Origin of the sequence: Agrobacterium sp. MA01 (genome assembly GCF_009650195.1) — a bacterium.
Lineage (GTDB): Bacteria > Pseudomonadota > Alphaproteobacteria > Rhizobiales > Rhizobiaceae > Allorhizobium.
The window spans coordinates 4,150,689-4,163,602 of record NZ_CP045854.1; the positions used below are offsets into that span (position 1 = coordinate 4,150,689).

Below are 12,914 nucleotides of genomic sequence, written 5' to 3' on the forward strand. Positions count from 1 at the left end.
AAGATTAGGCGGCTTTGCGCTGCCGTTCGCGCTGAATGACTTCCGAAGCCAGCTGGAGATAGGCCTGACTGCCGGCGCATTTGAGATCATAAAGGATAGCCGGCTTACCATACGATGGCGCTTCGGAGACCCGCACATTCCGCGGAATAAGCGTAGCGTAAACCTTCTCGCCGAGATGCTCCCGCACATCGCTAACGACCTGCTGCGCGAGATTGTTGCGGGAATCGAACATCGTCAGCACGATACCCTGGATATCGAGGGTCGGATTCACCGTCTGACGCACTTGGTTGATGGTGTCGAGCAGCTGGCTGAGACCTTCGAGCGCAAAGAACTCGCACTGCAAAGGCACCAGAACCGAATGCGCCGCCGCCATGGCATTCATCGTCAAAAGGTTGAACGAGGGCGGGCAGTCGAGCAGCACATAGCTGTAAGCGCGCGCATCATCCTGGTTGAGGGCTCTTCTCAGACGAAAGACCCGATCCGCCTGCTGCGAGATTTCCATTTCGAAACCGAGCAGGTCCATCGTTGATGGGACGATCGAGAGGTTCGGCACAGCCGTTTCGAGGACCGCTTCGCTGACCGAATGGGTCCCGATCAGCACATCGTAGGAAGACAGGCGCCGGTCACGACGGTCGATACCGAGGCCGGTACTGGCATTTCCCTGCGGGTCCAGGTCAACGATGAGCACACGCTCTCCGATCGCCGCCAGGGCTGTCGCCAGGTTGATCGCTGTCGTGGTCTTGCCCACGCCACCCTTTTGGTTGGCGATGGTGATGATGCGGTTTTTCTCGAGACTCATTTGGCACCCGAACCGTTAAACCCTGCGCGTCAGAGAGGTGATCTCCAAGATCACGGAATCTGCCTCGACAACGCTTTGATGTTTTACCAGATCGAAGTCCCAGCGACCACGCGCTTTATCGATCTCGGACTGGTAATCCCGACCTTTATGGAAGATCAACTTGAGATTTGGATTGGCAAGTGCCCAGGGATGGGCATAAGCGAACAGCAAATCAAGTTCGGCAAGTGCACGCGCGGATATGAAGTCGGGCGCGGGAAGCTTCGAAGAGGCATCCTCGATCCGGAGAGGATGGACGGACGCCCGCGCACCTGTCTCCAAAATTGCCGTCCGCAGGAAGCCACACTTCTTATTGTTGCTTTCGACGAGATCCACCCATCCAGCTTGGCTTTCCGCCAAGGTGATCGACGTGATGATACCCGGAAATCCCCCGCCGCTTCCGAGATCGATCCACTGGCCCGGAGTCGGCACAATGTTTCGGAGTTGCAACGAGTCCGCAATGTGCCGCGTCCATAGTTGTTCCAGCGTCGAAGGCGCTATGAGATTGATTCTAGCAGCCCATTTCAGAAAGAGGTTGGCAAAGCGATCAAGGCGCTCCTGCGTTTCACGTGAAACATCGATTCCATACGGAGCACTTTTCGTTCTTTGCATATCAGGATGCCAATTTACTAACTTGGGTTTTGCGCAGGTGCGCGACAAGCAAAGCGACAGCCGCAGGAGTCATCCCTTCGAGCCGACTTGCCTGGGCAATATTGCGGGGCCTTCTAGCAATCAACTTAGCCTTCAGCTCATTAGAGAGACCAGATAGCACTGAATAGTCGAAATCATCGGGGATCACCCGCTCTTCCTCGGCCCGCAAGCCTTCGATATCCGCCGACTGCCTTTCAAGATAGACATGGTAGAGGCAATCGATCTCGACGGCGGTTGCGATCTTCGCATCCGTAGAATTTAGTTCAGGCCAGACTTGAACAACCTGATCCCAGTTTATGTCAGGATAGGAGAGGATCTCTCGAGCCGAACGACGACGACCATCCTGGTTGATCGCCACTCCGGCGATAGCCATCTCATTAGGCGAGGCGGTAAGCGCTCCAAGCTGTTCATACAGCCCTTCCCGTTGAGCGCGATAAGTCTCAAATTTTCTGGCCCGTTCAGAAGATACGCAACCAAGCTCAATGCCATAGGGCGTAAGCCGCATGTCGGCATTGTCAGCCCTCAACGACAACCGATACTCGGCCCGCGAGGTAAACATACGATAGGGCTCTGCAACGCCGCGCGATGTCAGGTCATCGATCATTACGCCGATATAAGAATCCGTACGGCTGAAGGAGAAACCACTTTGACCGGCTGCAAGCCGGGCTGCATTGATCCCTGCCAGCAACCCTTGCGCGCCAGCCTCTTCATAACCAGTGGTGCCATTGATCTGACCAGCGAGGTACAAACCCTTCACACCTTTAACAGCCAGCGATAGGTCGAGCTGCTGTGGATCGACGTAGTCATACTCGATCGCATAACCCGGCTGGAGGATTCGGACATTCTCCAGGCCAGGGATTGACCGTATGAATAGCTCCTGGACATCCTCCGGAAGCGAGGTCGAGATCCCGTTTGGATAGATGGTGTCGTCATCCAATCCTTCCGGCTCCAGAAAGATCTGATGACCATCGCGATCGCCGAAGCGATTGATCTTGTCCTCAATGGAAGGACAATACCGCGGACCGACACCTTCGATTTGGCCGGAATACATGGCCGAGCGGTGGATGTTCTCCCGGATGATCCGATGGGTTTCAGTCGTCGTTCGCGTGATGCCGCAAGCGATCTGTGGCGTAGTGACCGTTTCCGTCATGAATGAGAATGGGATGGGATTCTCATCCGCTTCCTGAACTTCAAGCTCGTCCCAGCGGATCGTTTTGCGATCGAGGCGCGCAGGGGTCCCGGTCTTGAGGCGACCAAGCTTCAGGCCCAACGCTGCCAAGTCATCACTGACACCCAGGGCAGGGGCCTCGCCAACACGGCCGGCAGCAATCTTTTTGTCACCGATGTGGATCACACCGTTGAGAAAGGTACCGGTTGTCAAGACGACTGCTGCAGCACGAAGTTGCAGCCCGTCACCAAGGATCACACCATTTATTTCGGTAGTGTCACGAACAAATCCGACCACGCCACCTTCGATGATGTCGAGATTAGGAATGTCCGCAAGCAAACGCTGAACAGCCCGTCGATAGAGCTTTCGATCCGCCTGCGTGCGCGGCCCCCAAACAGCCGGGCCCTTCTTCCGGTTCAACATACGAAACTGAATGCCGCCCTCGTCCGCCGCGCGACCCATGATGCCGTCAAGCGCATCAATCTCACGGACAAGATGCCCTTTTCCCAAGCCGCCAATCGCCGGATTGCAGGACATGACGCCGATTGTTTCAGCCTTGTGGGTCACGAGCGCGGTTTTTGCACCCATGCGTGCAGCCGCTGCGGCTGCTTCGGTACCGGCATGACCACCACCAACAACAATTACATCGAAATGTCTCTCAGACATGATCGCGATACAGCCTGTTTCACGTGAATCACTTGCCGACACAGAATTCGGAGAAGATTTTACCCAAAAGCGTTTCGGTATCGATTCGACCGGTCACTCGCGCCAATTCGACGGACGCCAATCGCAATTCTTCGGCACGGATCTCGAGAGGTAACAGAATGCCCTCCAGCGCGGACGCAAGATGTCTCGACGCCAACCGAAGGCGCTCTGCATGCCTCAAACGACTGGGAATTGCAAGGCTCTCGACCTGAGTATGGCTACGCACTGCATCGAGCAGCCGATCTCTCAGGACATCAAGCCCTTCTCCTGAAGCGGACGACACGTGGAAAGCGCAAGCAGAATTAGGCACTACATCGCTGGCAAGGTCGCTTTTCGTCCCGATACACAGTGTGGGGCGGTCGAAATCTATCGGCTGCGCTTTCGGCTGCTCGGACAGATCGATCAGATGCAGAACAAGATCAGCATCATTGATCGTCCGGAAGGCACGACGGATCCCCTCCTGCTCAACCAGATCGTCTGTGTCTCTGAGACCAGCAGTATCGGAGAGTTCAAACTTGTATCCATCGATGTCCAGTTCACAGCGAACAACATCGCGCGTCGTACCGGCTACAGGTGTCACAATTGCCACGTCGCGCTGCGCCAACGCATTCATCAGGCTTGATTTCCCGGCATTCGGCAGGCCGGCAAGGGCTACCTTGAAACCATCACGGATGATCTCGCCGGCCCGAAGATTGCCGATTGCCCGGTCCACCTGTAACTTTAGCTCGCCGACGTCGGCCCAGATACGATCGGACACCGAACCTGGAATGTCGCCCTCGTCACTGAAGTCCAGTTCTGCTTCGAGCATGGCGCGTACGAATACAAGTTTCTCACGCCATTCGTCGTAGACAGCGGACAGATGACCATTGGCCTGTTCACCCGCAAGCCTTCTCTGCATCTCGGTCTCGGCGCTAAGGAGATCGGCGAGACCTTCGACCTCGACAAGATCCATCTTGCCGTTTTCAAACGCGCGTTTCGAGAACTCTCCGGCTTCGGCCAATCTAATCCCGTTGAATCCGGCTAATGATCGAAGTGCCGCGTTCACAACGGCACGGCCACCATGCAGATGCAATTCCACACAGTCCTCACCGGTGAAGGAATTGGGTGCTGGGAAAACGAGAACAAGACCCCGATCAAGAAACTCACCGCTCGTGGTCCGCAATGTCCGCAGGGCTGCCAGGCGCGGTTCGGGCAGTGAGCCAACCATCTGACTGACGGCTTCGAAGCTGCTAGGACCACTGACCCTGATAACAGCAACGCCGGCGGGTAAACCGCCGGACGCAAGAGCACAAATCGTATCGGAACGAGCGGTCATGAGATCACTCACAGGCGAAGCCTGAGGCTGCCGGCCGAAACCGGCACCACATCAGGTGTTCATCGAGTCGAAGAAGTCGCCGTTGTTCTTCGTCTGCTTGAGCTTGTCGATGAGGAATTCGATGGCATCGGTCGTGCCCATCGGCGCAAGAATACGGCGGAGAACGAAAATCTTCTGGAGATCCTGGCGCGGGACCAACAGATCTTCCTTACGCGTACCGGACTTGAGGATGTCCATGGCCGGGAAGATGCGCTTGTCCGCGACCTTGCGATCGAGAACGATTTCCGAGTTACCGGTGCCCTTGAACTCTTCAAAGATGACTTCGTCCATACGGCTACCAGTGTCGATCAGTGCCGTTGCGATGATCGTCAGCGAACCGCCTTCTTCGATGTTGCGCGCTGCACCGAAGAAGCGCTTCGGGCGCTGCAATGCATTGGCATCGACACCACCGGTCAAGACTTTGCCGGACGACGGCACAACGGTGTTGTAGGCGCGGCCGAGGCGCGTGATGGAATCGAGCAGAATGACGACGTCTCGGCCATGTTCGACAAGACGCTTGGCCTTCTCGATGACCATTTCTGCCACCTGAACGTGACGAACCGCGGGCTCGTCGAAGGTCGAAGACACGACTTCACCGCGGACCGAACGCTGCATGTCGGTCACTTCTTCCGGACGTTCGTCGATCAGAAGGACGATCAGATAACATTCCGGATGGTTGGCCGTGATGGAATGCGCGATATTCTGGAGAATGACCGTCTTACCGGTGCGCGGTGGTGCGACGATCAGGCCACGCTGGCCCTTGCCGAGTGGCGCCACGAGATCGATGACACGTGCAGACAGGTCCTTCGACGTCGGAACATCGAGTTCCATCTTGAAGCGCTCGTTCGGATAGAGCGGCGTCAGGTTGTCGAAATGCACCTTGTGGCGGATCTTTTCGGGATCCTCGAAATTGATTGTGTTGACCTTCAGCAGCGCGAAATAGCGTTCGCCTTCCTTCGGTCCCCGGATTGGACCCTCGACGGTATCACCGGTCTTCAGCGAGAAGCGGCGGATCTGTGAGGGCGAAATGTAGATATCGTCAGGGCCTGGGAGATAGTTCGCATTGGCCGAACGCAGGAAACCGAAGCCATCCTGCAGTACTTCCACCACGCCTTCGCCGATGATCTCAACATCCTGGCTCGCCAGCATCTTCAGGATCGCAAACATCAGCTCCTGTTTGCGCATCGTGCTCGCGTTCTCAACTTCGAGCGATTCAGCAAAGGTCAGGAGATCGGTCGGCGATTTGCTTTTGAGTTCTTGTAGCTTCATTTCAGCCATGAAGAGGGACCACGTCAGATAGAATTTTCAAGGGGAACGGCGAGCTGGTGGAATTCGGTACGATCGCGAGAGCCGCAAATGACTGAATAGTACGCAAGCCAAAGGAGGAAGTAGCGCGAAAATAGCGACTCGCGGATTCGACCGCAAGCAAAAAGCCGGCACCACCGAAAATAATGCGTGATCGCGCCGCGATCAGAAGGGCTTCACGACCGCAAGGACCACAATCAGGATCATCAGCAGGGTAGGCGCCTCGTTCATCATGCGCCAGTAACGCGGCGTTCCCACGTACTCGCCACGCCCGAACGATTTGACAGCCTTGGCGAAATAGCCGTGAACGCCGGACAATGCGACAACGGCTGCGATCTTGGCATGCAGCCAACCACCCTGGAACGCAAAAACCTGCCAGGCCAGATACAATCCCAGAATCCAGGAAACGACCATCGCCGGCGTCATGATCACCTTCATCAGCCTGGTTTCCATGACGGCAAACGTTTTTGCCTCCTGTGACGATGGATCACAGTCCGAATGATAGATGAACAGTCGCGGCAGGTAGAGCATGCCTGCCATCCACGAGATGATCGCGATGACATGCAGCGCTTTGATCCAGGGGTAAGCCTGATCTGGTCCGGCCAGCATGATACCGGCACCGACGATCCCGAAAAACACGAGAGCTGTCGCAGCCTTTCTCGCTGCGCGCATCCCGGGCTTGTCGTCGATCTGCTTTTCCATGGTTAGCCGAAACTCCGAACCTGAGCGACGAGTTCGGTCACATGCTCCGGATCAGCCTGCGGCGTAATCCCGTGGCCGAGATTGAAGATCAGCGGTCCATGGCCGAGCGCCTGGAGGATCGCGTCGATGCCGTCCTTGAGCGCTGCGCCACCAGCAACGACACGCATCGGATCCAGATTGCCTTGAACCGGACCATCCTTCTGCAGCTCGACAGCGAAGCTCAACGGAACCGACCAATCGAGACCGATGGCGTCGGCACGGGTGACCTCACGATAATTTTTCAACAAGATCCCCGCGCCCTTGGCAAAGGCGATCACCTTCGCCTGAGGACGACGCGACTTGACCGAGTCGATGATGCGGCGAACGGGCCGCACGGCGAAAGCCTCGAATTCTGCCTCGCCCAGAACACCTGCCCAGGAATCGAAGATCTGCACGGCGTCTGCACCGGCATCGATCTGCGCGACGAGGTAGTCGGCGGAGACATCGGCGAGAAAATCGAGGAGACGGGCAAAGACCTCCGGATGACGATAGGCGAAGAGACGGGCAGGCGCCTGGTCGGGTGTGCCATGTCCTGCGATCATGTAGGTCGCCACCGTCCAGGGAGCCCCACAGAAGCCAAGCAGGGTCGTTTCGCTGGGCAGCGCCCCACGCAGCCGTGAAACCGTCTCCATGACCGGCTTGAGGTGATCCAGGACGCCTTCCTGCGAAAGCGCCAGTATGCCGTCCGTGTCGATGGGGTCCATCTGCGGACCATGGCCTTCAGTGAAGGTCACGTTGCGATGAAGCGCATCCGGGATGACCAGAATATCCGAAAACAGGATGGCTGCATCAAAGCCATATCGGCGGATCGGCTGAAGGGTCACCTCCGTCGCATACTCAGGGGAGTAACAGAGATCTAGAAAGCTCCCGGCTTTCTTCCGTGTTTCCCGATACTCCGGGAGATAACGGCCTGCTTGTCTCATGAGCCAGATGGGCGGTGGCGTGACCGTTTTCCCATTCAGAACGTCGAGGACTTTTCGGTTCGGCGTGCTCAAGGCTCAAGCCCTTTCAAAAAAGAAAAGAGATATTGAATCTTCTTCTATTTCTAAGAGTCTCTGACTATCAAGGATTAATCGACGATCACAGCTTGTTCGCAATCCGGGATTTCAGTCGATAGTCGAGGCCACCAAGTTCGCTCCGGCTCTGGGATAATGGGGATAACTGCAAATTAACCCGTGATTCCATGGATTTGCGATCCGGACAGAATCCGGGTTAACGGAGGAGGAGGAGTCGAAATGCGAAGAACGATCTTCTGTCATTACCGTAATTCACAGCCCCCTGGAATCGAGAGCCTCTCGGGGTCCAATTGTGGATAAATCGGCACTTTTCCCGTCCCTGGTCCGCCCCGCCCGCCGTGGCCTCTGTTTATCCCAGACTATCAACAGGGTGCGGTGAAGAACGTGGAGAACCGGAAAAACTTCTTCCATCTCCACCTGATTTCTGACTCAACGGGGGAGACTCTGATCTCGGCAGGCCGAGCAGCCGCCGCGCAATTTCGCGGTTCAAATGCCATCGAGCATGTTTATCCCCTGATCCGCAGCAAGAAACAGATCAAGGCGTTGATCGATGCGCTCGATCGCGAACCCGGTATCGTGCTCTACACGATCGTCGACCAGGATCTCGCAGCACTTGTCGAAACGGGATGTCATGAACTGGGCTTGCCCTGCGTCAACGTGCTGGCCCCGATCATCGAGAAGTTTCAGGACTATCTGGGCGCGCCGTCCCGCGGCCGCGTCGGTGCTCAGCATGTTCTGAACGCCGAATATTTCGCACGCATTGAAGCGTTGAATTTCACCATGGACCATGACGATGGCCAGGCGCCGGAGGATTATGATCAGGCCGATGTCGTGATCATCGGCATCAGCCGCACCTCCAAGACCCCGACGAGCATCTATCTCGCCAACCGCGGCATCAAGACCGCGAACCTGCCGATCGTCCCGGGCGTTCCGCTGCCCGACGGATTGCTGAAAGCAACACGGCCTCTGATCGTTGGTCTCATCGCCACGTCGGATCGGATTTCCCAGGTTCGCGAGAACCGGGTCCTTGGCGCGACAACCGGCTATGACCGCAGCGAGTATGTCGACCGGGCCTCAATCACGGAAGAGCTGAAATATGCCCGTTCGCTGTGTGCGCGCAACAACTGGCCTCTGATCGACGTGACGCGCCGGTCGATCGAGGAGACGGCGGCGGCGATTGTTGCTCTGCGTCCCAAGCCGCGCTAATTCAGGACACTACCATCACGAAGGTCTCAGCATGGGCTCACCCTTGATTCTCGCGTCGGGCAGCACGGCGCGCCAGATGCTTTTGAAAAATGCCGGCCTCGAGTTTATCGCGATCCCTGCGACGGTGGATGAAAGAGCGATCGAGGAAAACCTGCCGCTCGCAGGACGAGACCCGGTATCGGTTGCCCGGCACCTGGCGCTGGCCAAGGCCATGGATGTGTCGGAGCGCGCTCCAGGCGCCTTCGTCATCGGCTGCGACCAGACCATGTCTCTCGGAATCCAGATCTTTCACAAGGCCGCTTCTCTGGATGAGGCCCGGCAGACCTTGATCAGCCTGCGCGGCAAGGCACACTTCCTGAATAGCGCAGTCTGTCTGGTTCGGGATGGCGAGCTGATCTGGAGCGACGTGACGAAAGCCTGCATGCAGGTTCGTGACTTTTCAGATGAGTTCCTGGACGGCTACATCGAGCGCAATGGCAAGTCGATCTTGTCCAGCGTCGGCTGCTATCAGCTCGAAGGGGAGGGCATTCAGCTCTTTGATGCCATCGCTGGCGACTATTTCACCATTCTCGGCCTACCGCTTTTGCCTCTCCTCGCAGCCCTTCGTCAGCACGAGATTAACCATGCGTGATTCACGTGAAACATCTTTTGCTCGTGCTTTTGTCGCCGGCTATCCAATTAAGCATTCTCGCTCGCCTGTGATCCATGGGCACTGGCTTCAAGCCTACGGTCTGCCGGGTACCTATGAGAAGATTGCGGTGGCCCCGGAGGACTTTGGCGATTTCATGCTTCGTCTCAAAGACGCAGACAGCCCCTATCGGGGCGGCAACATCACGATCCCGCACAAGGAGGCGGCGAGCAGACTTGTCGATCGGATTGACCCGGTGGCAGAAGAGCTCGGAGCAGCCAATACGCTCTGGCGTGAAGACGGTTTGCTGCACGCGACGAACACCGACGGCATCGGCTTTGTTGCAAATCTCGATGCACAGCACCCGGGATGGGATAAGGTCGATCGCGCCGTGGTTCTGGGAGCAGGGGGGGCCAGCCGTGCCATTCTCCAAGCTCTTCGTGATCGGGGCATCTCTGAAATCCATGTGGTCAACCGGACGATAGAGCGCGCGCAGGAACTCGCAGATCGGTTTGGGGCACCGCTCCATGCGCACGGCATGGACGCCCTCAATTCCCTTCTGGACGGTGCCGGGCTGTTCGTGAACACGACATCTTTGGGCATGGATGGCACGGCTGCGCCCCTTCTTCCCTTTGACAGGATGAAGAATGACGCCCTTGTCACCGATATCGTCTACGTCCCTTTGAAGACACCCTTCCTTCAGCAGGCAGAGCAGATTGGTCTGCCGACGGTCGATGGTCTCGGCATGCTTCTGCACCAGGCCGTGCCTGGATTTGAACGATGGTTCGGACAAAAGCCCGAAGTGACTGCTGAGTTGCGCCAACTCGTGCTCGAAGACATCGAGGCGCATGCATGATCATCGTGGGGCTCACAGGCTCGATCGGCATGGGCAAGTCCACAACGGCTGCGCTCTTTGCCGACGAAGGTGTGCCCGTCAATGATGCGGATCGCGTGGTTCACGAACTCTACCGCTCGGAAGCCGTCGAGCCCGTCGCACGCATCTTCCCCGATACCATTGTCGACGGCATTGTTGATCGTGCCAAACTGTCGGCGAATCTGGCAAAGAATCCGGCTAAATTTAAAGAGCTCGAAGCCATCGTGCATCCTCTGGTGCGGAACAGGGAATTGACTTTTCTCGAGCAGCAACGCGCACTCGGCCAAGCTTTCGTCGTGCTCGACATTCCCTTGTTGTTCGAGACCGGCGGTGAAAAGCGTGTTGACCGGATCGTTGTCGTGAGTTGCGAACCCGAGATGCAGAGAGCGCGGGTGCTGGCACGGCCTGGGATGACCGAAGAGAAGTTCCAGTTGATCCTCTCCAGGCAGGTTCCGGACGCACAGAAGCGTGCGAGGGCCGATTACGTCATTGATACCGGTCACGGGATTGACAGCGCGCGGGCGCAGGTCAAAACGATCGTCAAAGAACTACGCGAAGAGGCGGAGCGGACAGACAATGCGTGAGATCATCTTCGATACGGAAACGACCGGGCTCGACAACAAGGCTGACCGGATCATCGAAATCGGTGGCATCGAATTGCTCAATCATTTTCCGACCGGTCGCACCTTTCATGTCTACATCAACCCCGCCGACCGGAAGGTACATCCCGATGCGTTGGCGGTGCACGGCATCACCGATGAGTTCCTGAAGGACAAGCCGGTCTTCGCAGAGATCGTTTCCGAGCTCCAGGAATTTTTTGAAGGCGCCAAGTGGATCGCGCACAACGCCTCATTCGACATGGGTTTCATCAACGCTGAGTTCGAGCGCCTGAGCCTCGCACCGGTCCCGTCCGATATGGTGATCGACACGCTGGCGCTCGCACGCCGCAAGCATCCGATGGGGCCGAACTCGCTGGACGCCCTCTGCCGTCGATACGGCATCGACAACTCGCATCGTACGAAGCACGGCGCTCTGCTCGACTCCGAACTGCTGGCCGAAGTCTATATCGAGATGCTCGGCGGGCGGCAGGCAGCACTGGGTCTGACGACCATCGACACGCGCCGGAGCCAGACGAGCGAGATCGATGACGTGATCGAGATCAGCTACGACCGTCCGCGTGCTCTTGCACCACGTCTCTCCGCGGCCGAGGTGGAAGGCCATGCCAAACTCGTCGGGCGTCTTGGCGGCAAAGCGATCTGGTCAAAATACGACGCATGAAAAAAGGGCCCAAAAGGGCCCTTTGCTTTGGCAGATAGAGAATGCCGTCTCAGTTCGGCACTGACTGCGTCTTCGCGCGGGACTGCTCTTCGGCAACACGCTGAGCGAACATCTGGGCGAAGTCGATCGGATCGATCATCAGCGGCGGGAAGCCGCCGTTGCGGGTCGCGTCGGCGATGATCTGACGGGCAAAGGGGAAGAGCAGGCGCGGGCACTCGATGAAGAGAACCGGCAGCATGTGTTCCTGCGGGAAGCCTGAGATGCGGAAGACGCCGCCATAGATCAGTTCGGTCACGAACACGACCTTGTCGCCATCCTTGGCTTCCGCATTCAGCGCCAGGACGACGTCGAAGTCATTGTCGGAAAGCGGGTTTGCATTGACATTGACGTTGATGTTGATGGCCGGCGCCTTGTCGCGCGCTTGAAGCGAGCGGGGTGCACCCGGATTTTCAAATGAAAAATCCTTGATGTACTGGGCGAGAATGTTGAGGGACGGAGAAGCCGTTCCCTGATTGTTGTCGGCCATAGGGCGTGTCCTTGAAGATGAATTGCTAAGGCCATCTAACATTTGAAACTGGCGCTTACAACCCTGCCGGCCAGTGCCGCGGAGCGTCAGTCGCGGCCGATCCGCGGATCGCGCCAGGGCGAGTTCGGGTCGGGTTCACGCTGATACTCGTCGTCGCCGAGGTCGACCACATTCTCGTCTTTTGGGCGGTTTGTCCTGAAACCTGCCTCGGAAAAACTGCTGCGGACAACGAGCCGCGGCTTGATCACACGCCAGGCGAGATCACGAACGAAGGGCAGGAAGAGCAGAATTCCGATGATATCGCCAAAGAAGCCGGGCACGATCAGAAGAAAGGCAGCCACCACCAGAAGGGCGCCGTGAACCAGTTCCCGTCCGGGATCCATGCCTCGCTGCGCCTCGCTCTGCAATCGGCGCAGGATACCCGCCCCCTGATAGCGAAGCAGTATGACACCTGCGAATGCCGACAGAATGATCAGCGCCAGGGTCGGCAACACGCCGATGGCTTGCCCGACCAGGATAAGGCTGGCGATTTCAATGAGCGGTGCGATGAGAAAAAGCACCAGGGGAAGGCGCATGGGCTGCTCCAAACGCCTTTGTGATCCGGATATCGCAAGAGTCGGCGCTTAC

Annotated in this window: 14 protein-coding genes; 5 read left to right on the top strand and 9 right to left on the bottom strand. The window is 57.4% G+C overall.

The window, feature by feature from the left end; all coding sequences use genetic code 11:
* Window positions 1-4: 4 nt before the first annotated feature.
* The 7 genes from GH983_RS19805 to hemE form a co-directional block, all read right to left on the bottom strand.
* On the bottom strand, window positions 5-799 hold the full coding sequence (locus tag GH983_RS19805) for a ParA family protein (protein WP_054150020.1): 795 nt from the start codon (window positions 797-799) through the stop codon (window positions 5-7).
* A gap of 15 nt (window positions 800-814) precedes the next feature.
* Window positions 815-1,447 (bottom strand): 16S rRNA (guanine(527)-N(7))-methyltransferase RsmG, encoded by a 633-nt coding sequence (gene rsmG / locus GH983_RS19810; RefSeq protein WP_069042736.1) that lies wholly within the window; start codon window positions 1,445-1,447, stop codon window positions 815-817.
* Between the two features lies 1 nt (window position 1,448).
* Window positions 1,449-3,320, bottom strand: a complete 1,872-nt coding sequence (mnmG, locus tag GH983_RS19815) for a tRNA uridine-5-carboxymethylaminomethyl(34) synthesis enzyme MnmG (protein WP_069042735.1) — start codon at window positions 3,318-3,320, stop codon at window positions 1,449-1,451.
* A 28-nt stretch (window positions 3,321-3,348) separates the two neighbouring features.
* Window positions 3,349-4,674: a tRNA uridine-5-carboxymethylaminomethyl(34) synthesis GTPase MnmE gene (mnmE, locus tag GH983_RS19820; RefSeq protein WP_069043985.1), complete on the bottom strand. Its 1,326-nt coding sequence runs from the start codon at window positions 4,672-4,674 to the stop codon at window positions 3,349-3,351.
* Between the two features lie 51 nt (window positions 4,675-4,725).
* A complete protein-coding gene (gene rho / locus GH983_RS19825) occupies window positions 4,726-5,991 on the bottom strand; it encodes a transcription termination factor Rho (protein ID WP_085942900.1) in 1,266 nt (421 codons plus the stop codon).
* A gap of 192 nt (window positions 5,992-6,183) precedes the next feature.
* Window positions 6,184-6,720 carry a protoporphyrinogen oxidase HemJ gene (gene hemJ, locus GH983_RS19830; protein WP_153763304.1) on the bottom strand — a complete coding sequence of 179 codons (537 nt, stop codon included), beginning with the start codon at window positions 6,718-6,720 and terminating at the stop codon, window positions 6,184-6,186.
* 2 nt (window positions 6,721-6,722) lie between these two features.
* A complete protein-coding gene (gene hemE, locus GH983_RS19835) occupies window positions 6,723-7,754 on the bottom strand; it encodes a uroporphyrinogen decarboxylase (protein WP_153763305.1) in 1,032 nt (343 codons plus the stop codon).
* 405 nt (window positions 7,755-8,159) lie between these two features.
* On the opposite strand from hemE, the gene GH983_RS19840 reads away from it, so the two are divergent.
* From GH983_RS19840 to dnaQ, 5 genes are read left to right on the top strand one after another with little or no spacing between them, the layout of a single operon-like run.
* On the top strand, window positions 8,160-8,981 hold the full coding sequence (locus GH983_RS19840; protein ID WP_054150078.1) for a pyruvate, water dikinase regulatory protein: 822 nt from the start codon (window positions 8,160-8,162) through the stop codon (window positions 8,979-8,981).
* A 31-nt stretch (window positions 8,982-9,012) separates the two neighbouring features.
* Window positions 9,013-9,612 carry a Maf family protein gene (locus tag GH983_RS19845; RefSeq protein ID WP_153763306.1) on the top strand — a complete coding sequence of 200 codons (600 nt, stop codon included), beginning with the start codon at window positions 9,013-9,015 and terminating at the stop codon, window positions 9,610-9,612.
* Window positions 9,605-10,465: a shikimate dehydrogenase gene (locus GH983_RS19850; protein ID WP_153763307.1), complete on the top strand. Its 861-nt coding sequence runs from the start codon at window positions 9,605-9,607 to the stop codon at window positions 10,463-10,465. Before GH983_RS19845 ends, GH983_RS19850 begins: the two co-directional genes overlap by 8 nt.
* Entirely contained in the window at window positions 10,462-11,067 is a 606-nt protein-coding gene (gene coaE / locus GH983_RS19855) for a dephospho-CoA kinase (protein WP_069042729.1), read from the top strand. Before GH983_RS19850 ends, coaE begins: the two co-directional genes overlap by 4 nt.
* The gene (dnaQ, locus tag GH983_RS19860; RefSeq protein ID WP_153763308.1) at window positions 11,060-11,761 is read left to right on the top strand and encodes a DNA polymerase III subunit epsilon; all 702 of its coding nucleotides are present in this window, start codon (window positions 11,060-11,062) and stop codon (window positions 11,759-11,761) included. Before coaE ends, dnaQ begins: the two co-directional genes overlap by 8 nt.
* Window positions 11,762-11,810: 49 nt before the next feature.
* Here dnaQ and secB read toward each other — a convergent pair whose 3' ends face one another.
* Both secB and GH983_RS19870 read right to left on the bottom strand, forming a co-directional pair.
* The gene (gene secB / locus GH983_RS19865; protein ID WP_054150010.1) at window positions 11,811-12,287 is read right to left on the bottom strand and encodes a protein-export chaperone SecB; all 477 of its coding nucleotides are present in this window, start codon (window positions 12,285-12,287) and stop codon (window positions 11,811-11,813) included.
* A gap of 86 nt (window positions 12,288-12,373) precedes the next feature.
* The gene (locus GH983_RS19870; protein ID WP_153763309.1) at window positions 12,374-12,862 is read right to left on the bottom strand and encodes an FxsA family protein; all 489 of its coding nucleotides are present in this window, start codon (window positions 12,860-12,862) and stop codon (window positions 12,374-12,376) included.
* Window positions 12,863-12,914 lie beyond the last annotated feature (52 nt).